Source organism: Nocardioides gilvus (genome assembly GCF_003194605.1).
In the GTDB taxonomy this organism is placed as follows: Bacteria; Actinomycetota; Actinomycetes; order Propionibacteriales; family Nocardioidaceae; genus Nocardioides; species Nocardioides gilvus.
This window is the reverse complement of record NZ_QHKY01000002.1, coordinates 618,905-641,716: the sequence shown is the minus strand read 5'-3', so window position 1 is coordinate 641,716 and position 22,812 is coordinate 618,905. Positions and strand designations below refer to the sequence as shown.

General features: G+C 69.5%; 23 protein-coding genes. 10 read left to right on the top strand and 13 right to left on the bottom strand.

All coding sequences use genetic code 11. The features are described 5' to 3' along the window. The first annotated feature begins 21 nt into the window (after window positions 1-21). The gene (locus DNK52_RS08390) at window positions 22-714 is read left to right on the top strand and encodes a bacterial proteasome activator family protein (protein ID WP_110240495.1); all 693 of its coding nucleotides are present in this window, start codon (window positions 22-24) and stop codon (window positions 712-714) included. A gap of 42 nt (window positions 715-756) precedes the next feature. Here the strand turns inward: DNK52_RS08390 and DNK52_RS08385 are convergent, their stop codons facing one another. From DNK52_RS08385 to serS, 6 genes are all read right to left on the bottom strand, one after another. Beyond that, on the bottom strand, window positions 757-1,569 hold the full coding sequence (locus DNK52_RS08385) for a hypothetical protein (RefSeq protein WP_110240494.1): 813 nt from the start codon (window positions 1,567-1,569) through the stop codon (window positions 757-759). Beyond that, window positions 1,562-2,167 (bottom strand): RNA polymerase sigma factor, encoded by a 606-nt coding sequence (locus DNK52_RS08380; RefSeq protein WP_110240493.1) that lies wholly within the window; start codon window positions 2,165-2,167, stop codon window positions 1,562-1,564. Before DNK52_RS08380 ends, DNK52_RS08385 begins: the two co-directional genes overlap by 8 nt. A gap of 103 nt (window positions 2,168-2,270) precedes the next feature. Beyond that, on the bottom strand, window positions 2,271-2,918 hold the full coding sequence (locus DNK52_RS08375) for a hypothetical protein (RefSeq protein WP_110240492.1): 648 nt from the start codon (window positions 2,916-2,918) through the stop codon (window positions 2,271-2,273). Window positions 2,919-2,944: 26 nt separating this feature from the next. Beyond that, window positions 2,945-3,784 carry an HAD-IIB family hydrolase gene (locus DNK52_RS08370; protein ID WP_239455460.1) on the bottom strand — a complete coding sequence of 280 codons (840 nt, stop codon included), beginning with the start codon at window positions 3,782-3,784 and terminating at the stop codon, window positions 2,945-2,947. 4 nt (window positions 3,785-3,788) lie between these two features. Beyond that, window positions 3,789-4,700, bottom strand: coding sequence for an HAD family hydrolase (locus DNK52_RS08365; protein ID WP_110240491.1), 912 nt, complete (start codon window positions 4,698-4,700; stop codon window positions 3,789-3,791). Window positions 4,701-4,704: 4 nt separating this feature from the next. Beyond that, window positions 4,705-5,991, bottom strand: a complete 1,287-nt coding sequence (gene serS / locus DNK52_RS08360; RefSeq protein ID WP_110240490.1) for a serine--tRNA ligase — start codon at window positions 5,989-5,991, stop codon at window positions 4,705-4,707. 34 nt (window positions 5,992-6,025) lie between these two features. Between serS and DNK52_RS08355 the strand changes: the two genes are divergently transcribed. Then, window positions 6,026-7,600 carry a bifunctional phosphatase PAP2/diacylglycerol kinase family protein gene (locus DNK52_RS08355; protein ID WP_204163445.1) on the top strand — a complete coding sequence of 525 codons (1,575 nt, stop codon included), beginning with the start codon at window positions 6,026-6,028 and terminating at the stop codon, window positions 7,598-7,600. Between the two features lie 156 nt (window positions 7,601-7,756). Here DNK52_RS08355 and DNK52_RS08350 read toward each other — a convergent pair whose 3' ends face one another. Next, window positions 7,757-8,155, bottom strand: coding sequence for a DUF4446 family protein (locus DNK52_RS08350; RefSeq protein ID WP_239455459.1), 399 nt, complete (start codon window positions 8,153-8,155; stop codon window positions 7,757-7,759). Between the two features lie 149 nt (window positions 8,156-8,304). Here DNK52_RS08350 and DNK52_RS08345 point away from each other — a divergent pair, with 149 nt between their 5' ends. Further along, window positions 8,305-9,159, top strand: coding sequence for a prephenate dehydratase (locus DNK52_RS08345; RefSeq protein WP_239455458.1), 855 nt, complete (start codon window positions 8,305-8,307; stop codon window positions 9,157-9,159). A gap of 58 nt (window positions 9,160-9,217) precedes the next feature. On the opposite strand, the gene DNK52_RS08340 is transcribed toward DNK52_RS08345, so the two are convergent. Continuing rightward, complete coding sequence (locus tag DNK52_RS08340; protein WP_110240488.1) at window positions 9,218-11,467, bottom strand: M4 family metallopeptidase; 2,250 nt, start codon at window positions 11,465-11,467, stop codon at window positions 9,218-9,220. Window positions 11,468-11,617: 150 nt separating this feature from the next. Here DNK52_RS08340 and DNK52_RS08335 point away from each other — a divergent pair, with 150 nt between their 5' ends. The 4 genes from DNK52_RS08335 to DNK52_RS08320 all read left to right on the top strand — a co-directional run bounded on the left by DNK52_RS08335 (window position 11,618) and on the right by DNK52_RS08320 (window position 15,260). Continuing rightward, on the top strand, window positions 11,618-12,133 hold the full coding sequence (locus tag DNK52_RS08335; protein ID WP_110240487.1) for a thioesterase family protein: 516 nt from the start codon (window positions 11,618-11,620) through the stop codon (window positions 12,131-12,133). Window positions 12,134-12,201: 68 nt separating this feature from the next. Beyond that, complete coding sequence (locus DNK52_RS08330; protein ID WP_162598692.1) at window positions 12,202-13,848, top strand: alpha/beta-hydrolase family protein; 1,647 nt, start codon at window positions 12,202-12,204, stop codon at window positions 13,846-13,848. Window positions 13,849-13,866: 18 nt separating this feature from the next. Continuing rightward, window positions 13,867-14,379, top strand: coding sequence for a GNAT family N-acetyltransferase (locus DNK52_RS08325; RefSeq protein WP_110240485.1), 513 nt, complete (start codon window positions 13,867-13,869; stop codon window positions 14,377-14,379). A 65-nt stretch (window positions 14,380-14,444) separates the two neighbouring features. Beyond that, a complete protein-coding gene (locus DNK52_RS08320; protein ID WP_110240484.1) occupies window positions 14,445-15,260 on the top strand; it encodes a class I SAM-dependent methyltransferase in 816 nt (271 codons plus the stop codon). A gap of 22 nt (window positions 15,261-15,282) precedes the next feature. Here the strand turns inward: DNK52_RS08320 and DNK52_RS08315 are convergent, their stop codons facing one another. The 3 genes from DNK52_RS08315 to DNK52_RS08305 all read right to left on the bottom strand — a co-directional run bounded on the left by DNK52_RS08315 (window position 15,283) and on the right by DNK52_RS08305 (window position 18,005). Further along, window positions 15,283-16,431 carry an acyl-CoA dehydrogenase family protein gene (locus DNK52_RS08315; RefSeq protein WP_110240483.1) on the bottom strand — a complete coding sequence of 383 codons (1,149 nt, stop codon included), beginning with the start codon at window positions 16,429-16,431 and terminating at the stop codon, window positions 15,283-15,285. Window positions 16,432-16,549: 118 nt separating this feature from the next. After that, window positions 16,550-17,023: a nuclear transport factor 2 family protein gene (locus DNK52_RS08310; RefSeq protein ID WP_110240482.1), complete on the bottom strand. Its 474-nt coding sequence runs from the start codon at window positions 17,021-17,023 to the stop codon at window positions 16,550-16,552. 52 nt (window positions 17,024-17,075) lie between these two features. Then, on the bottom strand, window positions 17,076-18,005 hold the full coding sequence (locus DNK52_RS08305) for a methylenetetrahydrofolate reductase (RefSeq protein WP_204163444.1): 930 nt from the start codon (window positions 18,003-18,005) through the stop codon (window positions 17,076-17,078). A 174-nt stretch (window positions 18,006-18,179) separates the two neighbouring features. Here DNK52_RS08305 and DNK52_RS08300 point away from each other — a divergent pair, with 174 nt between their 5' ends. After that, on the top strand, window positions 18,180-18,836 hold the full coding sequence (locus DNK52_RS08300; RefSeq protein ID WP_110240480.1) for a GNAT family N-acetyltransferase: 657 nt from the start codon (window positions 18,180-18,182) through the stop codon (window positions 18,834-18,836). Between the two features lie 55 nt (window positions 18,837-18,891). Here the strand turns inward: DNK52_RS08300 and DNK52_RS08295 are convergent, their stop codons facing one another. Beyond that, complete coding sequence (locus DNK52_RS08295; protein WP_110240479.1) at window positions 18,892-20,151, bottom strand: SGNH/GDSL hydrolase family protein; 1,260 nt, start codon at window positions 20,149-20,151, stop codon at window positions 18,892-18,894. 285 nt (window positions 20,152-20,436) lie between these two features. Here DNK52_RS08295 and DNK52_RS08290 point away from each other — a divergent pair, with 285 nt between their 5' ends. After that, window positions 20,437-20,844 (top strand): DoxX family protein, encoded by a 408-nt coding sequence (locus DNK52_RS08290; RefSeq protein WP_110240659.1) that lies wholly within the window; start codon window positions 20,437-20,439, stop codon window positions 20,842-20,844. 157 nt (window positions 20,845-21,001) lie between these two features. Further along, window positions 21,002-22,399 carry an NAD-dependent malic enzyme gene (locus tag DNK52_RS08285; RefSeq protein ID WP_110240478.1) on the top strand — a complete coding sequence of 466 codons (1,398 nt, stop codon included), beginning with the start codon at window positions 21,002-21,004 and terminating at the stop codon, window positions 22,397-22,399. 31 nt (window positions 22,400-22,430) lie between these two features. Here the strand turns inward: DNK52_RS08285 and DNK52_RS08280 are convergent, their stop codons facing one another. Beyond that, window positions 22,431-22,769, bottom strand: a complete 339-nt coding sequence (locus tag DNK52_RS08280; protein WP_110240477.1) for a DUF2218 domain-containing protein — start codon at window positions 22,767-22,769, stop codon at window positions 22,431-22,433. Window positions 22,770-22,812 lie beyond the last annotated feature (43 nt).

The following is a 22,812-nucleotide window of genomic DNA, read 5'->3' as shown; positions in this document are numbered from 1 at the left end:
CCCGCCGGTTAGGGTTTCACCATGACGCAGAAGCACAGCGACACCCCCGATTCGACCGTCCCCGACTCCGACGCGGAAGGCACCGCGCCCGCCCCGGCGGCGGGTCAGGACGAAGCCGCGGCCGACGACACCATCGAGGTCGAGGTGCCCGAGGGTCACGTGCTCGTGATCGGCCCCGACGGTGAGCCGGTGGGCACGGTCCCTGCCGCGGTGGTCGAGCAGCACCAGGAGCAGGCCGAGCAGGGGCAGAGCGTCAGCGACCTGGTCGAGCAGCCCGCCAAGGTGATGCGGATCGGCTCCATGATCCGCCAACTGCTCGACGAGGTGAAGGCTGCGCCGCTGGACGAGGCCAGCCGTGCCCGTCTGCGCGACATCCACCAGGCCTCCATCAAGGAGCTCGAGACCGGCCTGGCGCCGGAGCTGATCGAGGAGCTGGAGCGCATCGCGCTGCCGTTCACCGACGACGTCACCCCGTCAGAGGGTGAGCTGCGTATTGCGCAGGCCCAGCTGGTCGGGTGGCTGGAAGGACTCTTCCACGGCATCCAGACCGCCATCTATGCCCAGCAGGTCGCCAGTCGTGCGCAGCTGGAGCAGATGCGACGGGCCCTGCCCGGCATGAGCAGCGGTCAGCACCCGCAGGAGGGTCAGCCCGGAGCCAACGGCGAGGCAGGCATGCCCGACGGCACGCACCCCGCCGGAGGCATGTACCTCTGACGGGGCGCGTTCGGTGCCGGCGACCGCCGCCGCGAACTGGACTCAGGGGAGTTGGCGCACGGTCGCGTTGACGTCCGTGACGCCAATCTCGGTCGTGCCGTCAGCGCCGAAGACGGTGAGCGGGTCCTGGCGGACACCGCGCGGCGTGAGCTCGACCTCGGCGTCCTCGGTCAGGTCGTCGTAACTGACCCAGCCCGATTTTCCATCGTTCGTGACAGCGGGAAGGTAGTCCGCCGGCTCGATGCCCGGGACACCGAGCGTCTTGCCGTTCTCGAGGACGCCGTTCGCGAAGTCGTACCTGTCGGTGAAGACCGTGTACAGCCGCCAGTGCGTCCCCTCGTCCACCTGGACCTGGATCGTCGGCTCGTCGAGCGCTGGCAGTTCCTGGGGGTTGGTGGCGTCCACGATCCCGGTCGTCGGCAGGGAGCCGCGATCAACCCGGACTCGCCCGTCCTCCGGGCCCTCGACCGAACCTGCCTGTGTCCCACACACCGACCCGTCGAAGCAGGCCAGTTCGTAGCTCAGGTAGCGAGTCCCAGCGGGTGCTCCCGGAAGGGACACCTCCTGAGGACCGACGCCGCTGATGATCGTGGGCGGAGCCAGCAGGTGCCGGGTGGCGACCTCCTCAGCCGGACCGAGCGTGGCAACAGCGACACCGCCCCCGACGAGCGCGAGCCCGAAGGCGCCAGCGAGTGCCGCGCGGGAGCCCCGCCGGCGCCTGCCCTCGTGCGCTGCAACGGGAGACTTCTCGGCCTCGAGGATCTGGCGCGTCATGCTGCTGATCCGTTCGTCCGGGAATGCGGACATGTGCGGGGCAGGGTCGATGTCCTTGATGCGGGTACGCAGATCAGTCATGGCAGGGCTCCGGCGGCTCGAAAGGGGCAAGTGAGGAGGAAGTGGAATGGGCGAAGGGCTGGCGCGGCTCCTGCGACAGGTGAAGGTCCATCGCATGGAGCTGGACCTTCAGACGCAGCCGCGCACGATGCAGACGTACGCGAGCAGTGGTGGCCGAGATGTCGAGGACCACAGCGATCTCCGTCGCGGACAGCTCCTCCCAGGCCCACAGTCGCAGGATCTCGGCGTCGGTCGGACGGAGCCGACCCATCGCAGCGCTGATCGGAGCCTGCGCACTGAGGCGGTCATCGACCGCGGTGAACGGATCCGCCCGCTCGTCCCTGCGGGCAGCCGCCCGCCCTTCGTGGCCCGCGCGACGTCCCTCGCTGCGCTGGAGGTGGAGCAGCTCGCGTGCTGCGACGGCGTACAACCACGGAAGTGGACGGTCCGGCACCACCTCACGCTTGCGCCACGCCACGGCGAAGACCTCGGAGACCACGTCATCACCGGATGCACCGAGGCGACGCGCGCAGTACGTCCGCACCGCCGCGTGGTGGCGACGGAAGAGATCTTCCAGCCACGCCTCGTCGCGAGGGGTGTCACCTTCTTGTCGGTTCATGACCCCTTGCTCCCGGACATGGGCGCAGCGTTACACGTGGGAGGCCGAGCGCGAGGGGAGACTGGCACCCTCGGGCCGTCCCCAACCCCACCCGGCGCGCGCCTCAGCGGCGGTTGAGCCGCCCCACGACGGCCAGCCCGAGCAGTCCCAGCAGTACGGCGGCCGCCCCGGGGGCCGCGAGTCGCGCGAAGGTCTCCGGCTCGCTCTCCTCGACCTTCGTGCGTACGGCGGCCTGCGGGTCGGGAGCCTTGACCCGCACACCGACACCGAGCTGGCGCTGGACCACCGCCAGGTCCCGCTGGGCCACCGGGCGCGTGCCGGAGCAGATGGTGGTGCGGTTCTCGGAGTCGGTGAGGAAGAGCCAACGGCTGCCCTCCTCGACCGGACCGAACCCACAGCTGCCGCCCAACGCGTTGGTGACGACGAAGCGGGCATTGGTGATGGTGCCCTTGAAGACCCGCTGGGCGCGTACGAGGAACTGGTCGCGGCCCTCGTCACCCTCACCCGTGGTGGCCCGTTCGAGGACACCCGTGAAGACGAGGTCGGCGTCGGAGGTGAGCGCGCGCAGGCCGGAGTCGGCGCACGAACAGGCCTGGGCCGGAGCCGCCATCAGGACGAGGCTGCTCAACGTGGCCACGGCCAGCGCGAGCAGTGTCGCCACCGGACGCCACACGCGTACGCCGGCCAGCTGTCCGCGCAGCCGGGCGTGCAGTCGACCGATGCGGCTCGGGACGTGGCTCGCGGCAGGCATGGCGTGGAGCCTACCGCCGCGGTGGGTCACAGGTCGAAGAGCCGGACCAGCGTCCGGGCGACACCGTCCTCGTCGTGGGGCGGGGCGGTCTGCTGGGCCTGGTCGATCACCGTCGGGTGGGCGTTCGCCATCGCGTACGACGTCCCGGCCCACTCCAGGAGCGGCAGGTCGTTGGGCATGTCGCCGAAGGCCACGACCTCACTGCGGGCCACGCCCAGGTCGACGCACAGGTCGGCGAGCGTGGAGGCCTTCGTGACCCCCTGGCCGCTCATCTCCACCAGGGTGCCGATCGAGGACCAGGTCGTCGTGATCCGGTCGCCCACCACCTTCTCGACCATCGTCCAGAACTCCTCGGCCCCGATCTCCTCGTGGCGTGCGAGCAGCTTGACCACGTCGTCGTCGACCAGGTCCTCGAGCCGGGCCAGCTGCGCCCCCGGGTCGGTGTTGGCCTTGAGCCGAGGCATGAATTCAGGCTCGCGGGCGAATCCGGTGGTCTTCTCCAGGGCGAACTTCGTGCCCGGTACGGCCTCTCGCAGCATGCGCCCCACGTCGACGAGCACGTCGGGGTCGATCGTGCGAGCACGACGTACGGAGTGGGTCTCCACGTCGTAGACGATCCCGCCGTTGCTCAGGATCGCCAGCCCGTGACCGCCGACCGAGCTCCACAGCGTCTCCATCCACCGGATCGGGCGACCCGTCACGAAGACCACCGGCACGTCGAGCTCGTCGATCGCGAGGAGCACGTCGCGGGTGTAGTCGCTCACCCGACCGTCCGAACCCAACAGCGTGCCGTCGAGGTCGGTCGCGACCAGCCGCGGCCGCGACACCGTCGCGGGAGGTTCGGCGCGGTTGTCGGGCCCGGTCACGGCGTCAGGCTTCCGGGAACCAGCGATTGATCTCGACCGCGGCGCCGTCCTCGTGCACCGAGGCGGTGACCGCGTCTGCGGCCTGGCGGACCACGTCGATGGCCTGGCCCATCGCGACCCCACGGCCAGCCCACTCCAACATCTCGATGTCGTTGCGGCCGTCGCCGATTGCGAGCACGTCGGCGCGGTCGACCCCCAGGGCGTCGCAGACGTGCTGCAGACCGGAGGCCTTGGAGATGCCGGTGGGGGCGAAGTCCATCCAGGCGGTCCACCCGACCACGTAGTCCGTGCCGTGCAGGCCGAGCTCGGAGGCCATCTTGACGAAGTCCTCGGCGGTCGCGCCCGGATCTCGGACCACGACCCGGTTGACGGGCTTGCCGACGATCTCCTCGACGGGCGTCACATGCTGGGGCCCGGAGAGCTCACCCTCGGGGAACGGCCGGTTGACCAGGTAACCGCCGATGGCCCGCTCCTCGGCCGCGACCAGGGCGTCGGGGTGGACCTGCAGGACGGCACGTACGGCGGGGGCGGCGTCGAAGGTCTCCTCGTGGGTGACCTCCATCGGCGGATAGCGGAAGATCACCGAGCCGTTGGCCGAGACGACCCAGAGCCGGTCGTCGACGTCGGGGGTGGGGTCCTCGGCCGAACCCTCCAGGGGAAGGTCGAGCAGGTCCGCGATGGTCGTCATGCCGTGCGGCGAACGGCCGCTGGCCAGCACGATGTGGGCCCCGGCGTCCCGGGCCCGGTGGATCGCGTCGTACACGGGTCGGGTGACCGTCTCGTACTCCTCGTCCTGACCGTCCACCCAGGCCAGCAGGGTGCCGTCGATGTCGAGGGCGACCATGGCGGGCTGCCAGCCGGGAGGCGGGAGGCGCCCCTCGTGCAGCTCCGCCGTGCTGGCGGGACCGGCGCCCATCGGGTCAGGCAACGGGGATCACCGGCTCGAGCACCTCACGCCCGCCCATCCACTTCTGCAGGGCCCGGGGCACGCGCACCGAGCCGTCGGGGAGCTGGTGCGTCTCGAGGATCGCCACGATCGCCCGGGTGACCGCGGTGAGCGTGCCGTTCAGGGTTGCGACCGGGGTGGTCGCCCCCTCGTCGTCACGCGTACGGATGTCGAGGCGGCGCGACTGGAAGTCGGTGCAGTTGGAGGTCGAGGTGAGCTCGCGGTACTTGCCCTGGGTGGGGATCCACGCCTCGAGGTCGAACTTGCGCGACGCGCTCAGACCCAGGTCACCGGCCGCGATGTCGACGACCTGGTAGGCCAGCTCGAGCTTGTCCATGAACTCCCGCTCCCAGGCCAGCAGGCGGGCGTGCTCGGCCTCCGCCTGGTCGAGCGTGGTGTAGACGAACATCTCGACCTTGTCGAACCAGTGCACCCGGATGATGCCCTTGGTGTCCTTGCCGTGCGAGCCGGCCTCCTTGCGGAAGCAGGGGCTGAAGGCGGCGTAGCGGCGCGGCAACGACGCCGCGTCCAGGATCTCGTCGGAGTGGTAGGCAGCCATCGCGACCTCCGAGGTGCCGACCAGGTAGAGGTCCTCGCCCTCGATCCGGTAGACGTCGTCAGCGGCCTGGCCCAGGAAGCCGGTGCCCTCCATCGCCCGGGGCTTGACCAGCGCGGGGGCGATCACCTGGGTGAAGCCGGCCTCGCGGGCCTGCTCCATCGCGAGGTTGATCAGCGCGAACTCGAGCTCGGCCCCGACACCGGTGAGGAAGTAGAAGCGCGACCCCGACACCTTGGCGCCGCGCTCCAGGTCGATCGCTCCCAGGATCCTGCCGAGCTCGATGTGGTCGCGGGGCTCGAAGCCCTCCGCCGCGAAGTCGCGGGGGGTGCCGACGGTCTCGATGACCACCGAGTCGTCCTCGCCGCCGTCGGGGACGTCGGGGTGAGTCATGTTGGGGAGCTCGCGGATCGCGCTCTGCCAAGTCTCCTCGGCCGCGTTCTGGGCGGCTTCTGCTGCCTTCACGTCGGCGGCGAGCGTCTTCGTACGGGCCAGGAGCTCGGCCTTCTCCTCACCCGTGGCCTTCGGGATGAGCTTGCCGAGCTGCTTCTGCTCCCCGCGCTTCGCCTCGAAGGTGGCGATCGCGTCGCGTCGCTCGGTGTCGGCGGCCAGCGCCCGGTCGACCACCTCGTCGGAGAGCCCACGCTTGGCCAGGGAGGCGCGCACACGGTCAGGGGTCTCTCGCAGCAGACGGGGATCGATCATGCTGCAAGGCTAGCCTTTGGGCATACTCATCCGTGTGCTGGACCGAACCCGACCAAAGCTCCTGACCGCCGCCGCGCTGTGCGCGTTGCTATTCGCCGTGCTGGCCTTCGCGGTGACCGGGGAACGTACGGCGTTGTCCGCGCTCGACAACCTCGGCATGGACGCCGCCGGGTGGGTCTCCGACATCGGCTGGTTGCGCCAGACGTTGCTGGTGGTGGAAGCGGCGTTCAACACCGTCGGGATGACGGTGCTGACGATCATCCTGGCCGCCACCCTGCTCTGGAAGAAGCACCCGCGCGCCGCGATCATCGCCGCCGTCGTGATGACCGTGACCGCACTGCTGACCAGCGGGCTCAAGGTGTGGTTGAGCCGAGGTCGCCCCGACTGGCAGGAGGTCGTCGGGATCCACGACTCGATGAGTTTTCCCTCAGGCCACGCCTCCTCGATCACCGCCTACACCGGCCTGTTGGCGGTGCTGGTGGTGATCTTCGTCCGCAAGCAGACGATGCGTCGTGCAGCCTGGACCGGGCTGGTGCTGGTGTGGATCCTGGTCTGCCTCGACCGGATCCTCCTCGGACGCCACTACCCGACCGACGTCCTCGCAGGCATCCTGCTCGGGCTCGTCATCCTGCTGGTCGCGCTGGTCTGGTTCGACCCACGGCCGAGCAGCATCGCCCAGCGCAGCGATCCGCTGCAGGAGGTGTTCGTCTCCGAGAAGCGGCTCGCGGTCGTGCTCAACCCGATCAAGGTCGAGGACGTCGGCGCCTTCCGTGCCCTGGTCACCAACCTGGCCCGCGACAACGGCTGGCAGGAGCCGACCTTCCGCTACACCACCATCGAGGACCCCGGCACCGGGATGGCGGCCGCTGCGGCCGCCGACGGTGTCGACCTGGTGCTGGTCTGCGGCGGCGACGGCACCGTACGGGAGGTGTGCGCCGAGCTGGCCGGCACCGGGATCCCGGTCGGCATCATCCCTGCCGGCACCGGCAACCTGTTGGCCCGCAACCTCGACGTCCCGCTCTACATCCGCTCCGCGATCGACGTCGGGCTCAACGGTCAGGACCGTGCCATCGACATGGTCGACGTGACCGGCGACGGCATCGAGCCGACCCACTTCATGGTGATGGCGGGCATGGGCTTCGACGCCGCCATCATGGAGGGCGTCAACGACGAGATGAAGAAGCGGATCGGTTGGATCGCCTACATCCTCGCCGGCCTCAAGTCACTGATGTTCCCAGCCGTCAAGATCGAGATCTCGGTCGACGACGGACCATTCGCGACCCACCGGGCCCGTACGGTCGTGGTCGGCAACGTCGGTTTTCTCCAGGCCGGCATGCCGCTGCTCCCCGACGCCGTGATCGACGACGGACTGCTCGACGTGGTGATCCTGCACCCAAAGCAGTTCCTCTCCTGGGTGCCATTGGCCATGCGGGTGCTGGCGAAGAGTCAGCGCACCGACTCCACGATCGACCGACTGACCGGGACGAAGGTCCACATCCGGGCCGCCACCGCCACCCCTCGCCAACTCGACGGCGACTCGGTCGGCGAGGGTCGCGAGCTGACGATGGAGTGCGTGCCCGGGCGACTGCTCGTACGCGTCCCGCGCTGACCCGTCCTCCCCGGACGTCATACCGAGAGGTCGCCCCGACGCACGCTGATGATGACGTCCGGCGGGCACGCCCCGGGACGTCATCCCGAGGGGTCGTCCCGACGCACGCAGATGATGACGTCCGGCGGGCACGCCCCGGGACGCCGACGCGGTGGCTCAGCCCTTGGCGTGCGCGACCGCCTCGAGTTCCTCCGGCGAGAGCTGCTGGTCGCTGGACCAACCGGCGATCGTCTTCGCGTAGGTCCGCGCCTCGCTGCGTCCGTGGATCGAGCTGAGCACGACCCCGTCGCCGGCGTCATCGAGCACGGCGACCGACCACGACAGGTGGCCACCCACGTCACCGAAGGCGTCGTAGCGCACCACGGAGAGGTGGCGCAGCGCGCCGTCGGCTGCCGCCTTCAGCGCCGCGACCTCGCGGCGCAGTCCGACCACGTCCTCAGGCAGCGACACTCTGCTGGCGCCCGGGCGGGTAGCGGCGGTACGCCGCATCGCGAGGACCGAGAACACCACGGCGACGACGGACAGGAGCAGGGCGGGGACCGCGAGATACGACACGGCCGCAGCCTAGCCGCGGCGCCGTCTCTCGCACCCCTTGTGCGGTGTCTGGGTGTCACCTGGTGACACCTGGACACCGCACAAGCACTTGGCGTGGCTTCGCGCGGCCTCGCGCACGTCCGTCCACCCTCTCGTGGGACAGTGGGCGCGTGAGTGAAACCGTGAAGAACCGCCGCATCGCCTACCAGGGCGAGCCCGGCGCCAACTCCCACATCGTCTGTGCCCAGCACCACCCGGAGTACGAGGCGGTTCCCTGCGCCTCCTTCGAGGACGTCTTCGCCATGGTCGAGGGCGGGGACGCCGACCTGGCGATGATCCCGATCGACAACTCGCTCGCCGGCCGGGTCGCCGACATCCACCACTTCCTGCCGGCCTCCAGCCTGCACATCGTGGGCGAGCACTTCCTGCGCATCACCTTCAACCTGATGGCGCTGCCCGGCGCCGACGAGTCGACGGTGCGCACGGTGCACAGCCACGTGCATGCGCTGGGCCAGTGCCGCAATGTGATCCGTGAGCTCGGCGCCACCGCGGTGATCTCCGGGGACACCGCCGGTGCCGCCCGCGAGGTCTCCGAGTCCGGTGACATCACCCAGGCCGCCCTGGCCCCGCCGATGGCGGCGGAGATCTACGGCCTCGAGGTGCTGCGTACGGAGGTCGAGGACGAGGACCACAACACCACCCGTTTCGTGGTGCTCTCGCGCGACTACGTGAAGGCCCCGCAGGGCAAGGGTCCGGTCGTCACGAGTTTCATCTTCAACGTACGCAACCTGCCGGCCGCGCTCTACAAGGCGCTCGGCGGCTTCGCGACCAACGGCGTCAACATGACCAAGCTGGAGAGCTACATGGTCGGCGGGGAGTTCGCCGCGACCCAGTTCCTGGCAGAGGTGGACGGCCACCCCGACGACCCGGCGCTCTCCCGGGCGCTGGAGGAGCTCACCTTCTTCACCACCGAGGTCAAGGTGCTGGGCGTCTACCCGGCAGCGCCGGAGCGCCTGCGGGACTGAGCGGCCACGGGGCTGAGCGACTCAGCCACCGAGCGACTCAGCGACTGAGGACCGGGCCTCACTTGCAGCGACCGACACCGATGTCGTCGATGAACCAGCCGAGGCTGTAGACGTCGGGCCTGGCGTCGGTGGCGATCCGGAAGCGGATGAAGACCTTCTTGCCGCGCAGCTTCTTCGGGAACTTCTTCACGGTCGTGCCGTAGCCACCGCTGTTGCCGGCGAAGGCCTTCTTGCCGGCGAAGGCCGAGCCCTTGCGGTTGACCTTGGTGGGGTACTTGCCCGCCATCAGGTCCTTCCACGTGCCCTTCTTGCCCTTGGGCTTGACCTTGTACTCCACCCGACCGCCGTCGTACTTGGCGCTGCCGTGGGTGTCGAACATGTAGGCGTGGCGGAAACGCAGGAAGGCTGTCTTCGACCGGGGGACCGTAATCGGCTTCTTCGTGGTGATCGAGTAGCTCTTCGCCCGGCCACCGTAGGCGCGGTCGGGGAAGAGGTTGCCGGGGCGGTTGAAGCCCCACAGGTTCTTCGTGCCGCTGGTGGCGTAGGTGGCGTCGAACTTCAGGCGGTTCGGGTTGCCGGGGACGTACCAGGGACGCTGGGCACGCCACTTCTTCTTGCCCTCGACGTTGTCGTGGAAGGCCCATCGGGCCTTCTTGCCGCTGACACACGACTTCTTGTCGACGGCGTTCTTGCGGGCCTGTCCCATCTCGGTGGCCCGGACAGCACGATCCACGGAGACGCAGTCGGTCGTGGTGATGCCCTTGGTGCCGGTCACGTTCTTGCACGCCTGGCGCAGCGCCCGGGCCAGGTCCTGGTAGTCGCTGGCCGAGGTCAGCAGACCTGTGAGGGTCTCGTAGTAGATCGCCGCGACCTTGGTGGCGCCGAGTCCGGTCACCGTCTGGCCGTTGAAGGAACCGCCGTCGGTCATCAGGAAGGCGGCCTTGTTGTTGACGCCCGAGTTGTAGTGCACGCCGCCGTTGTCGGAGGCGCCCTTGTAGTAGCGACCGTCCTTCATCCGGGCGGGGTCGCCGAAGATGCTCGGGGTGCGCATGTCGCGCAGCCCACCGCGGGGGAAGAGCTTCGTCGGCAGGTCCTCACCGATCCGCCAGCGATCGGCCGGGCTCTCGTGGCTCTCGGTCGTGGCCTGGTCGATCAGCTCACCGAAGACGTCAGCGATCGACTCGTTGATGGCGCCGGACTGGTAGTGGTAGAAGAGCTTGGCGGTGCGTTCGATGATGCCGTGGGTGAGCTCGTGGGCCACCACGTCGTCGGCCACGGCAAACCCCTGGCCGTACGTCATCTGCCTGCCGTCCCAGAACGCGTTCCGGAAGGGGCAGCGCTCACCGGACCTGCAGTACCGCACGGTCGAGACCAGGGGCATGCCCCTGCCGTCGATGCTGTCGCGGTTGAAGTTGGCCTTGTACCAGTCGTACGTGGCCCCGGAGTACCGGTAGGCCTGACGGACCTCGGCGTTCTGAGCGGCCACGTTGCCGCCTTCGCTCAGCACCGCGTTGGGGGCTGTGCACTCGGTGTGGCGGTCAGCGGTGTTGGCGCCGTCGCAGACGCGACGCACCCGGGCGCTGTGGATCTCGTCGATCGACGTGAGGATCGCGCCGGTGGTCGCCTCGACGAAGACCTGGCGACGCACCTCCTCACCGAAGGAGGCCTGGATCGCGTAGACGGTGTGGGCCCCCGGGATCACGTCGCCACCGAGGATGCGGGAGTCGAAGATGCGCAGTCCCTCGTCCTTGACCGTGACCTGCGCCGGCTTGACCTCGAGGCTGCGAGCCACGCTGGCGCGGGCGTTGCGGGCGGCGCGCTCTCCGGTGATCCGGGGGCGTGCGGCCTGCGCCGTCCCCTCCGGAAGCACCTCGCCGGCCGCGGAGACGATCCGGTTGCGATCGTCGAGCTGGACCGCGAGCTCACCCCCGAGCACCTCGATCCCGTCGATCTCCTGGGCCACGCGCACGGTGGTGTTGCCGGTCTCCTGACGGTGGCTGCGCGCCTCGGCCAGCGTCGAGCCGTCCCCGAGCCCGAACTCCTCGGCGTGCTCACCCAGGAAGGCAGTCGCTGCGGCGCGGGGCGTCGACCGGGCAGAGATGCCGCGGGCCGGGGCCAGCGGTCGGCCGGGCTTCGTGCCGACGAAGCTGACGGCACCCGTCTCGACGCTCTCCTGCACCTCGGCAGCGCCGAAGCCGTCGCCGGGCGGGCTCGCGGTCGCTGGTCCGGTCACAGCCGACGCGGTCGAGGCCGCCAGCGCGAGGACCAGCCCCGCTGCAGTGGCCGATCGAGTCAAGCGTGGACGCATCGGCGCTCCCGAGAAATGGTGATGGCGAACGTCGATCGTAAGCGCTACCTCCCCCTTTTCACACCCGTATGAGTTCTCCACTGGCGTCACATGCGCCACAGGCTGGCCCCTCGCGCTCGTCGCGGACCGAAGCTGGGGGAGACTTCGCCGGTGAACCTCTACCTGCGCCTGATCCGCCTGCTCGTCGGGCTCCGCAGCCGTCGACGTACCCAGCTCTGGGAGGAGACGGTCACCCCCTTCCGGGTTTGGCCCAGTGACCTGGACGCGCTCGGGCACATGAACAACGCCAAGTACCTCGCGCTCACCGACCTGGGTCGCGTCGACATGATGGTGCGTTCGGGCTTCTGGTCGCGCGTCTCCGGGCACGGGTGGTACGCGGTCGTCGCGGCCCAGACGATCCGGTACCGCCGCTCCCTCAAGCCGTGGGAGCGCTTCGAGTTGCGCAGCCGGATGATCGGTTTCGACGAGCGCGCGATGTATGTCGAGCAGGTCTTCACCGTGGCGGGCGAGGTCGCCGCCACCGCCATCGTGCAGTGCCGCTTCCTGAAGAAGGCCGGTGGCCACGTGAGCCCCGCCGAGCTGCGCGCGCTCGTCCCCGGTGCGCCCGAACAGAACCTGCCGGACTGGATCCTGGCCTGGGCGGAAGGCGTACGTCAGGGGCCCTGAGCCGCTGCAGCCCCTAGGATCGTGCCGAGAGCCATCCTTCCCACGGGGGCACCATGGATCCTGGATCTGTGTCCATCCAGTGGCTGCGCGCGCCGCGTCTGCTGGGAGTGCTGCTCGCCTTCGTTGCGTTCACGCAGTCCTTGACGCCGACCCTGACCACGCGCGACTGGTACTTCCAGGGTGTGGTCAGCGGAGTCGCCGTTGCGATCGCGTACGGCATCGGCGCCCTGTTCACCTGGCTCGGCGAACTCGCCCTGCGCGCCGTGGACCGACGTCCGCCGCCCCTGACCGAGAAGCAGGACGTACGCATCCGGTTGCTGCTCGCCGTCGTGCTGGTGGTTGCCCTCACCATCCTGACCCGCCGCGCCGTCGACGCCCATCGCTGGACGTGGGAGCGTCTGGGGCACGAGCCTGTCGACGCCTGGCTGGCGTACGGCGGCACCATCCTCCTGACCCTGCTGGTCCTGGGGCTTCTCGTCGCCGCGGTGCGCCTGTACGTCTGGATCCGGGACCGCGCGATCGGGCTCGGCCGACGTTGGCTGCCGCGCTGGATCGCGGTCGTCGTCGGGACCGTCGTCGCGACCTGGCTGGTCGCCACCGCGCTCAGCGACTGGGTCTACCAGCGCAGTCTGGACGGGCTCAACGAGGCGTTCACCCTCTCCGACCTGGAGGTCGAGGGGTCGCGCGAACCTCCCACCTCACAGCTGCGCTCCACGGGCCCGGCCTCGCGGGTCGCCTGGGAAGAGGTCGGCGACGAGGGGCGCCGCTTCCTCACCCGGGGGGCGACGACCGACCGGCTGGGCGAGTGGACCGTCGACGACGCCGAGGCCCTCGAACCGGTGCGGGTCTTCGTGGGTCGCGCCACCAGCAGTGACCCGGTCGAGCAGAGCGCCCTCGCGCTGGCCGAGATGGAGCGTTTCGACGCCTTCGAGCGCGAGGTCGTGCTGGTGGTGATCCCCACCGGCACCGGCTGGATCAACGAGCAGATCGTGCAGCCGGTCGAGTACCTCCACGGCGGTGACGTGGCCACCGTGGCTGTGCAGTACTCGCATCTGCCGAGCCCGCTGGCCTTCCTCACCGAGGCCGAGGCGGCGCGGGCCTCGGCGCGGGCGCTGATCGGCGCGGTGCGAGAGCGTCTTCAGGAGATCCCCGAGAGCGAACGACCGAAGTTGCTCGTCGCCGGGGAGAGCCTCGGGTCCTTCGGCGGGAGCGCGGCCTTCGACTCCCTCGACGAGCTCGTCGCGACGACCGACGCGTCTCTGTGGGTCGGCCCGCCACCCACGATGCATCTGCGCCGCGAGGCCGAACGGACCCGGTCCGCGGGCTCGTTGCAGATCAAGCCCGTGGTGGGGGACGGCACGGAGATCCTCTTCGCCAACCGTGCCGCCGACGTCGTCGGGCACCCGCGCTCGGTCTTCCTCCAGCAGGCCGACGACGCCATCGTGTGGTGGGACTGGCCCACCGCGGTCGAGGAGCCGGACTGGCTCGACGAGCCGCTCGACCCGGCCGTCAACCCGGCGATGCGCTGGTATCCGGGCACGACCTTCCTCAACCTGGCCGTCGACATGGCCCTGAGCACGACCTTCGAGGAGGAGCAGGGGCACATGTACGGCACCCAGCCGACGTTGGCCTGGGCAGCAATGCTCGCCCCGGACGGTTGGGACGCGGAGAAGATCGCCCACCTGCGCACGCACCTGTCCGACGTCGGCCGCTGATCGGGCACCATGTCAGGCATGAATGCGCACCAGGAGCCGCCGGAGATCGCCGTCCGTCTCGCCGGACCTCGCGACGCCGCCCTCGTCGCGCGTCTGCTGCACGCCTTCAATGTGGAGTTCGAGACGCCGACGCCGACTCCCGCCGAGTTCGAGGCCCGTTTCGAGGTGCTCCTGTGGCGCGACGACGTCCGGGTCTGGCTCGCCGAGACCACGACCCATCCCGGCGGTGCGGCGCTCGGGTTCCTCCTCGCCACCCATCGCCCCTCCCCGTACCACGCGGGCGGCATCGCCCAGGTCGAGGAGTTGTACGCGGTCCCCACCCGCCGCGGGACCGGGGTCGGGACCGCGCTGATGGGCGCGCTCGATGCGTGGGTCACCCGGCACGAGGTCGGCGAGGTGCACATCAACGTCGACGAGGTCGACCAGGACGCCCGCCGGTTCTACGAACGCAGGGGCTTCTCCCACCTGGACCCCACCGCGCTCGCAGCCGGCGAGCCGGCGCAGATGCTCTGCTACGTACGCGACTCCTGAGTCGGGCGCTGGTCGCGTCGTGGACTCCGCCCCCGGCTCCTCCCTCGCGGCGCGAAGATCGGTCCATGACCCGACCCGGTGACGAGAACTACGTGCACGGCCACCACGCCAGCGTGCTGGCCGCCCACGGAGCCCGTACGGCCCAGAACTCCGCTGCCCATCTGCTCCCGCACCTCTCGCCCGGGATGACCCTGCTCGACGTGGGCTTCGGCCCGGGCAGCATCACCGCTGACCTGGCCCGGATCGTGGCGCCGGCCGAGGTGGTCGGTATCGAGGCCGCGCCCGACGCCGTCGCCGCCGCCCAGGCGCTGATGGACGCCCGGGGAGTCGACAACGTCACCCTGCGGACCGGGTCGGTCTACGCCCTGCCCTTCGACGACGACTCCTTCGACGTCGTGCACTGCCACCAGGTGCTGCAGTACCTGACGGACCCGCCGGCGGCACTGCGGGAGATGGCCCGGGTGGCGCGTCGCGTCGTGGCCGCGCGCGAGGTCGACTACGCGGTGATGCACTGGTGTCCGGCGAGCTCGGGGATGAGCGACTGGTTGGACAGCTACCGACAGATCGCCCGTGACAGCGGCGGGGAGCCGGACGCCGCGCGCCACCTGCGCGCCTGGTCCAACGCCGCCGGGCTGCCCGCCCTCGGAGAGGTGCGCGTCGACGCCTCGACGTGGACGTACGCCACCCCCGAGGTCACGAAGTGGTGGGGAGACGTGCAGTCCGCCCGCGTTCTGGAGTCGGAGCAGAACGCCAAGCTGAAGGCGTTGGGCCTCGACGACGAGCGGATCACCACGATGGCGACCCACTGGCGCGAGTGGGGCGAGCACCCGGACGCGTACTTCTCCATGACGCACGGCGAGTTGCTGCTCCAGCTCGACTGACCCGCGCCTGCGGAAGGGGGGGTCAGACGCCGAGCATCCGGCCGATGATCTCCTTCTGGATCTCGGTGGTGCCGCCGTAGATGGTCTGGATGCGACTGTCCAGGAAGGCCTTGGCGATCGGGTATTCCATCATGTAGCCGTAGCCACCGTGCAGCTGGACGCCCTGGTCAACGAACTTCTTCTGCAGCTCGGTGGTCCACCACTTCGCCATCGACGCCAGGCTCGCGTCGACCTCGCCGGCGTTCAACTTCATGATGCAGTCGTTGACGAAGACCCGGGCGATGTGGACCTCGGTGGCCATCTCGGCGAGCATGAAGCGGTTGTGCTGGAAGACGCCGATCGGACGGCCGAACGCCTTGCGCTCCTTCGCGTAGGCCAGCGACAGGTCCATCACGTGCTCCATCGCGGCGACCGCGATCACCGCGATCGATACCCGCTCCTGGGGCAGGTTCTGCATGAGGTGGATGAAACCCCCACCGACCTCGCCGAGGAGGTTCTCCTTGGGCACGACGACGTCGTCGAAGAAGAGCTCGGCGGTGTCCTGGGCCTTGAGCCCCATCTTGTCGAGGTTGCGTCCACGGGTGAAGCCCTCCATCCCGCGCTCGACCACGAGCAGGCTGATGCCCTGGTGACCGGCGTCGGGATCCGTCTTGGCGACCACAACGACGAGGTCGGACAGGATGCCGTTGGAGATGAAGGTCTTCGAGCCGTTGAGGACGTAGTGGTCCCCCTTGTCCACGGCGTGGGTGACGATGCCCTGCAGGTCGGAACCGGCGCCAGGCTCGGTCATCGCGATGGCCGAGATCGTCTCGCCACTGACGAGTCCGGGCAGCCACCGCTGCTTCTGCTCGGGTGTCCCGAGGGTGGAGATGTAGGGGACGATGATGTCGCTGTGCAGCCCGAAACCGAGTCCGCTGGCGCCGGCCCGGATGGTCTCCTCGGCGAGCACCGAGGTGTAGCGGAAGTCGGCCACGCCCGCGCCGCCGTACTCCTCGTCGACGTCGAGGCAGAGCAGCCCTGCCGCGCCGGCCTTGCGCCACACCTCACGGTCGACCTGTCCGTCCTTCTCCCACTGGTCGTGGAAGGGCACGACCTCGCGCTCGAGGAACGACCGGACGGTGCTGCGGAAGTCCTCGTGCTCGGTCTCGTAGATGGACGGCCTCTCGGGCATGGGCACTCCTGGGGGACAGCGCGGCACTCCGCACAACGGTGACAGCAGAACTGTCACAGTAAACCAGTTACCTGTGACTGTCATCACTTGCCGACCTTCGTGCGAGCCGCTGGAGGGCTCAGGTCGCGAGGAGCGCCTCGGCGGCGCGGGAGTCGGCATACTCCTCGAAGCGTGCGATCCGGCCGTCGCGCAGGGTGACCACCAGACAGACCGGCACGCGGACCGCGCCGCCGGCAGCGTTGGTGCCGACGGTCGTGCCCTGGAAGACCCACCCGCCGTCGAAGACCTTCACCCGTACGTCGACCACCCGCAGGTCCGCGCCGGAGTCGACGGCCCGGGTGCGCGACGGGGTGCGTTGGATCTCGACCTCCCGCTCGCCGATGTTGTGCCAGGTCGAGGCCCCCTCGACGTACAACTCGTCAGCAGCGCGCCTGCCTGCCAGGAAGGCGGGCAACCACTGCTCGGCGACCTCGCGCGCGCGGGCGATCCCGGCGCTGGAGGGGGTCTCGATGACGTAGGTCGAGAAGTCGGCCCGATCAGGTTCGGCCCAGTCAGGGTCGGCCCAGTCAGGGTCGGAAGTGGCATCGCTCATGCGCGAATCCTCCCCCGCACTGAGGCCGCGGGCGACAGGACGCGCGAGGAGGTCAGAACTCGCGCTGGATCTCGAGACGTCCCCGTACCTCGGCGGCCAGCTCGACCGACGCCTCGATCTCGGCCTTGCGGATGGCGACGGACTCGATGTTGAAGCCGATCGGCAGACCGAGGCGGTCGGAGAAGGCGATCAGCTCGTCGGCGGTGGCCAGGCACTGGTCGTACGACTGCTGCAGCGTGTCGGCCGAGTGGCGCAGGTCGTTGCGCACCCACCGGGGCACGTTGACGCCCAGCCACTCCAGGAACTCGAGCGTCTTGAGCGAGCCACACACCGACAGCGTGAAGATCACCGGGACCGGTGCGATCTCGGCGGCCTGGCAGGCGTAGTGGTAGTCGGAGAGCAGGTCCTTGGCGGCGTTGACGTCGTAGACGACCTGGGTGACGAAGAAGCTGGCGCCGGCCTGCTGCTTGCTGAGCAGCCGCTCGTGCTCGTCACCGCGGGTGACGTGGCGTTCGGGGATGGCGACCCCGCCGAGGAGCAGGTCGGGCTGCACCGTCCGGCGCAGCTCCTGGGCCTGGGGAAGCGTGACAGCGACGTCCTTCTGGCGCGAGGAGGCCCCGACGAAGACGCTGAGCACCCGCTCCGGGTCCTGGTCACCGAGCCACGATCCGAGGTCGTCGGGCGTGTACTTGCCCACGCAGCGGTAGATGATGACCGGCTTCTTCCAGCCGTCGAGCTCTTCGACGAACTTGGCCGGGTCGAGGGTCGCGGAGTAGGGGAACGGGCGCTCGGTGGGGTTGCGGTCGGACTCGTCGTCGATGTCGTACAGGATGATGCCGTCGAGGTCGAGGGACTCCAGGCGCTCCATCGTGCGCTCGGCGACCTGACGTACGCCCTCGGGCGAGGTCCCCGACCGGGGCGGCGTCATCCCGAAGAGCACGGCTCCGCCACGTCGTTCGGCGATGCGCTGACGCAGTTCCACACCCAACTCCTTCTCGTCACGACAGAGCGCCATCCTCCCATCGCGCACCGACGGAGGGCCCATCGTGGGCCACGGTGTGGACGCGGACGGGTGCACCGGGGGGCTGCGAGCCCTAGGCTGCTTGCATGAAGGCGTGCGTGATGCGCGTCACATCCATGAGGTCGGGAGCACCGCGTGCTTGAACAGGTCAGCCTCCGCGACGGGACCGACGCCTGGATCGTCGACCTGAAGCCGTCGGACCGCGAGAACCTGGCCCAGGCCTTCGAGGAGCTCTCACCCGAGAGCCGTCGCCAGCGATTCCTCACTCCGATGGCCCACCTCACCGACACCATGCTGGACCACCTCGTCGACGACGTGGACGGCGTCGACCACATCGCGCTCGTGCTGTCGGCCGAGACCTCCCCCGGCACGTACGACCCCATCGCGATCGCCCGGATCGTGCGCTACGACGACCAACCGGACGCCGCCGATCTGGCGGTCACCGTCAAGGACGCCTGGCAGGGCCGCGGTGTCGCCTCCGCACTGCTCGGCGTGCTCGTCGCGCGCCGGCCTGTGGGGGTCACCCGGGTGATCACCGAGGTCGCCAGCGACAACGACGCCTCCCTGGCGATGCTGCGACGCCTCGGACCGCTCGAGACCGAACCCAACGGGCACGGGGCGTACGACGTCACCATCGAGTTGGACGCCGCCCGTGAGGAGCTGCTCCAGACCCCGACGGTGCCGATCCTGCGACCGGGCGAGAGCGTGGCCGAGCCGCACCGGCGCCGATCGGACCGGCGCCAGCGTCAGCACCTGCAGACCCGCGACCTGGTCTGTCCCTGGCTCACCTGAGCCGCCTCGGTCTCACCCAGTCACCGGCTTGTGGGTCACACGAGCCGGGTAGCAATCACTTCCAGACCACGCCGACGGGCGCAGCCTTAAGGCAACTCGGGCGGGCCTTGGTCCGCGAGCGCTTGATCGAGAGCGAGCCGTCGCGGAAGGTGATGACCGCGTGCACCTTGCCCCGGTACTGCTTGCCCTTGCTCTTCCTGATCTTCGCGGCGTTCACCTTGACCGCCCAGGGTGCGGTCCGGTCGACGCCGACCGTCTTCCTCCCTACCTTGAAGACGACCTTGGTGATGGCTCCCCCACCCCGGGTGACCCTGGGCTTCAGGATGCGGCCGCCTCGGTGGCACGTGGCCGTGAACTGTGCCGTCCTGGCCTTGGCCCTCAACTTCTTCAGACGCTCGGCGCGGGTGGGCTTCGGCGTCGGCTGGGGCGTCGCTGCCTCACGGGCTGCTCGGATGCTGGCGACCACGTGGTCGGCGATGGCGACCATGCCGGCGGTGGAGGGGTGCAGCGGGACCCCGTCGCCGTACGTCTCGAAGGCCCGGATCCACTGCTCCTGAGGCGGCGCGCAGGCCGTGTGCTCAGCAGCGCCGGGCACCTCGCGCTGGTCGATGAAACCGACGCCCTGGGCAGCGGCGACCTGCTCGAGGACGTCGGAGAGCCGGTCGATCTCGCCCTGCACGTAGTCGAACTCCTCGGGCGTGAGTGCGTTGCCGAACGCAGCGGGGCATCCGCCCTCGGGCAGGTACGTGCCGTAGCCGATGACGTAGATCTCGGCCCGGGGCGCGCGCTTCCTGGCCGCTGCCAGGCCCGCGGTCATCGCCTGACGGACCGCCTCGAGCCGGCCAGCGTTGGGGTCGGTCCCCGCCGGTGGCACGCAGTCTGTGGTGGCGCACCCGACCGCCAGCTGGACCAGACCCAGGTCATTGCCGCCGAGCGTGCCGAAGGTGACGAGTGTGGTGTCGGCCGACAGCGCGTCGAGCTGCGGGGCGTTTCCGCCGAGGCTGGTCTGGGCCTCAGTGAGGTGCTTGGTCTCCGCACCTCCACAACTGGCGTCGATGTAGGAGGTGACCTTGAACTCCTCGGCCACCAACGTCGGGAAGTTCTTCTCACTGCGTACGCACGGGCCGGGGCGCTGCGGCGCGATCCCGGGACCGGAGACGAAGGAGTCACCGAAGGCGACGTAGCGCTCACCCCCGGCTCCCTTGTCCCAGATCGGCTCGTGGGGCGGAGCGGCCGCGGTGCTGGCCGGCGCGATCAACGCGGAGGCAACCAGGGAGAGAACGACGAGGGAGGCCCGCGAGATGGTTCGGCGCATTTCGGCACGGTAACCCCCACAGGTGTCGGATGTCCTGCGGATCGTGGAGGAAATCCGATCGATTGGCGCGGCCAACGAGGGGTCAGGGGAGGATCTCGAGAGGCTCGCCGTCGACCTCGATCCGGTACTCGGCACCCTCCACCTTCGGCACACTGATGGGGCCCGGCCAGACGGCACGCAGCGTGGGGCGCGTGCCGCGCGGGAAGGAATGCTCGAGTGGGACACAGGACCGAGCAACTCTCCGACGAATCCACGCTGCTTGCGAGCGCCCGTACGCTCACCTCCATGACCTCATTGCCGCGTACCGCCGTCCGCATCCTGCTCGGCTCCGCCATGGTCGGGGCCGGCGTCATGCACCTGACCACGCAGCGCGAAGAGTTCCAGGCACAGGTGCCGGACTGGTTCCCCCTCGACGACGACCTGACGGTGCTCGGCTCCGGTGTCGTGGAGATCGCGCTGGGTGCCGGTCTCGTCGCGCTCCCCAAGCACAAGCGTCTCTTCGGTGGCCTGCTGGCGGCCTTCTTCGTGGTGATCTTCCCCGGCAACATCGGCCAGTACCTCGAGGGCACGGACGCCTTCGGCCTCGACACCGACCGGAAGCGGCTCGTACGCCTCTTCTTCCAGCCGGTGCTCGTCCTGGCGGCTCTCTTCGCCGGCGGCTTCTTCACCCGCAAGGAGAAGCAGCTCGACTGAAGGCGGTCCACTGCGGCGCACCATTGCGCTCTCGGAGGCTCCTTCGCCGAGGCGTAGGGTTGAGCGCGACGCCTCCGGATCGCAGTGATCAAACGCAGTGATCAAACGCAGTGACACTCGGCGATCGGCGGCTTCCCTGACCCCCCAGGAAGGCCCGATGAACTCCCCCACCTCCAGCGGCGCGACGACCTCCTCGTACTCGATCACGATGCGCCTCCACACCGTCCCCGACCACGCGGTGGTGGGTCGGATCGCCACCACGATCTCGGCTGAGGGAGGAGTGGTGACCGGTATCGACGTGGCCGAGTCCAGCCACGACCGCCTCACCGTCGACGTGACCTGCTCCTCCTCGGACGCCGACCACTCCAAGATCGTGGTGGCTGCGGTGAAGGAGATCGTCGGCGTGACCGTCCACAAGGTCTCCGACCGGACGTTCCTGGCCCATCTGGGCGGCAAGATCGAGGTCACCTCCCGGGTTCCGCTGAAAACCCGCGACGACCTCTCGCTGGCCTACACGCCCGGCGTGGGTCGGGTCTCGGCCGCGCTGGCCCGCCACCCCGAGGACATCTGGCGCCTGACCATGAAGGGCAACTCGGTCGCCGTGGTGACCGACGGATCCGCCGTCCTGGGGCTGGGCAACATCGGCCCCGGGGCCGCGCTGCCCGTGATGGAGGGGAAGGCGGCGCTGTTCAAGCGGTTCGCCGACATCAACGCGTGGCCGATCTGCCTCGACACCCAGGACGTCGACGAGATCGTCGAGACGGTGGTGCGCATCGCTCCCGGTTTCGGTGGCATCAACCTCGAGGACATCGCTGCGCCTCGCTGCTTCGAGATCGAACGTCAACTGCGTGAACGGCTCGACATCCCGGTCTTCCACGACGACCAGCACGGCACCGCGATCGTCGTCCTGGCAGCGATGCTCAACGCCCTGCGGTGCATCGGCAAACCGATCTCCGAAAGCCGCATCGTCGTCTCCGGTGCGGGCGCAGCCGGCACCGCGATCGTGACTCTGCTGGCCGCAGCGGGTGCGGGCGACATCGTGGTCTCCGACCGGGTGGGCTGCCTGGTCCCCGGACTCGAGGGCCTCACCCCGAGCCAGGAGGTGCTCGCTGCCAGCACCAACCCCCGGGGGGTCACCGGGACCCTGCGAGACGCCCTGCAGGGGGCGGACGCCTTCATCGGGGTGTCGGCGCCCCGCATCCTCGAGCCCGCCTGGATCGCGGAGATGGCGGAGGAGTCGATCGTCTTCGCGCTCGCGAACCCCGACCCGGAAGTCGACCCGGCGGCCGCCAACGACTACGCCACAGTGGTTGCCTCGGGGCGTTCGGACTACCCGAACCAGATCAACAACGTGCTCGCCTTCCCCGGGGTCTTCCGGGGACTGCTCGACGCCCGCGCCAGCGAGATCACCGTCGACATGTTGCTGAGCGCGGCCGAGGCGATCGCCGGCTGCGTCTCCGACGAGGAACTGAACCCGTTCTTCATCATCCCGTCGGTCTTCGACCCGGACGTGCCCCAGGCGGTCGCCGCAGCGATCAGGGGGCGCAAGGCCTGAGTGCTCCCCGCCTCTCGCGCGGAAAGGCGCATCAGCTCTCGACGGGCTCGGTCTCCATCACCTGACGGGTGCCCTCGGAGCCGTCTCCCCGGGTCCACGCGCAGACGAGGTCGTCGCGGGCACCGAACTTCACCAGGTGACGCCCGACGACCTCTTCGAGCCGGGCCAGATCTGCGGCCGGAGCCTTCAGGTCGAGGACGAGCTCGTCCTGCCCCGCGGCGAGGGTGAGGCGGCCCTCCCCGAGCACGACCCAGCCGGTCTCTTCCGACTCGTCCCACTCGCCCCCGAGCTTGCGGCCCAGGTGGTTGGTGAGCTGCTTGCCGTAGCGAGCAGGGCGGCCGGTGGCGACCAGGGCGCGGGTGTCCAGCATGGACGTCTCCTCAGCTGACTTCAGTGTGGCTTCAGCCTAGACC

Bases quoted from the DNA above. Each gene is read 5' to 3' on its own strand.
- DNK52_RS08380 (WP_110240493.1), bottom strand. From the start codon at position 2,167: ATGAACCGACAAGAAGGTGACACCCCTCGCGACGAGGCGTGGCTGGAA.
- DNK52_RS08290 (WP_110240659.1), top strand. From the start codon at position 20,437: ATGACCTCATTGCCGCGTACCGCCGTCCGCATCCTGCTCGGCTCCGCC.
- serS (WP_110240490.1), bottom strand. From the start codon at position 5,991: ATGATCGATCCCCGTCTGCTGCGAGAGACCCCTGACCGTGTGCGCGCC.
- DNK52_RS08285 (WP_110240478.1), top strand. From the start codon at position 21,002: ATGAACTCCCCCACCTCCAGCGGCGCGACGACCTCCTCGTACTCGATC.
- DNK52_RS08310 (WP_110240482.1), bottom strand. From the start codon at position 17,023: ATGAGCGATGCCACTTCCGACCCTGACTGGGCCGACCCTGACTGGGCC.
- DNK52_RS08315 (WP_110240483.1), bottom strand. From the start codon at position 16,431: ATGCCCGAGAGGCCGTCCATCTACGAGACCGAGCACGAGGACTTCCGC.
- DNK52_RS08320 (WP_110240484.1), top strand. From the start codon at position 14,445: ATGACCCGACCCGGTGACGAGAACTACGTGCACGGCCACCACGCCAGC.
- DNK52_RS08375 (WP_110240492.1), bottom strand. From the start codon at position 2,918: ATGCCTGCCGCGAGCCACGTCCCGAGCCGCATCGGTCGACTGCACGCC.
- DNK52_RS08340 (WP_110240488.1), bottom strand. From the start codon at position 11,467: ATGCGTCCACGCTTGACTCGATCGGCCACTGCAGCGGGGCTGGTCCTC.
- DNK52_RS08280 (WP_110240477.1), bottom strand. From the start codon at position 22,769: ATGCTGGACACCCGCGCCCTGGTCGCCACCGGCCGCCCTGCTCGCTAC.
- DNK52_RS08385 (WP_110240494.1), bottom strand. From the start codon at position 1,569: ATGACTGATCTGCGTACCCGCATCAAGGACATCGACCCTGCCCCGCAC.
- DNK52_RS08325 (WP_110240485.1), top strand. From the start codon at position 13,867: ATGAATGCGCACCAGGAGCCGCCGGAGATCGCCGTCCGTCTCGCCGGA.
- DNK52_RS08390 (WP_110240495.1), top strand. From the start codon at position 22: ATGACGCAGAAGCACAGCGACACCCCCGATTCGACCGTCCCCGACTCC.
- DNK52_RS08365 (WP_110240491.1), bottom strand. From the start codon at position 4,700: ATGGGCGCCGGTCCCGCCAGCACGGCGGAGCTGCACGAGGGGCGCCTC.
- DNK52_RS08295 (WP_110240479.1), bottom strand. From the start codon at position 20,151: ATGCGCCGAACCATCTCGCGGGCCTCCCTCGTCGTTCTCTCCCTGGTT.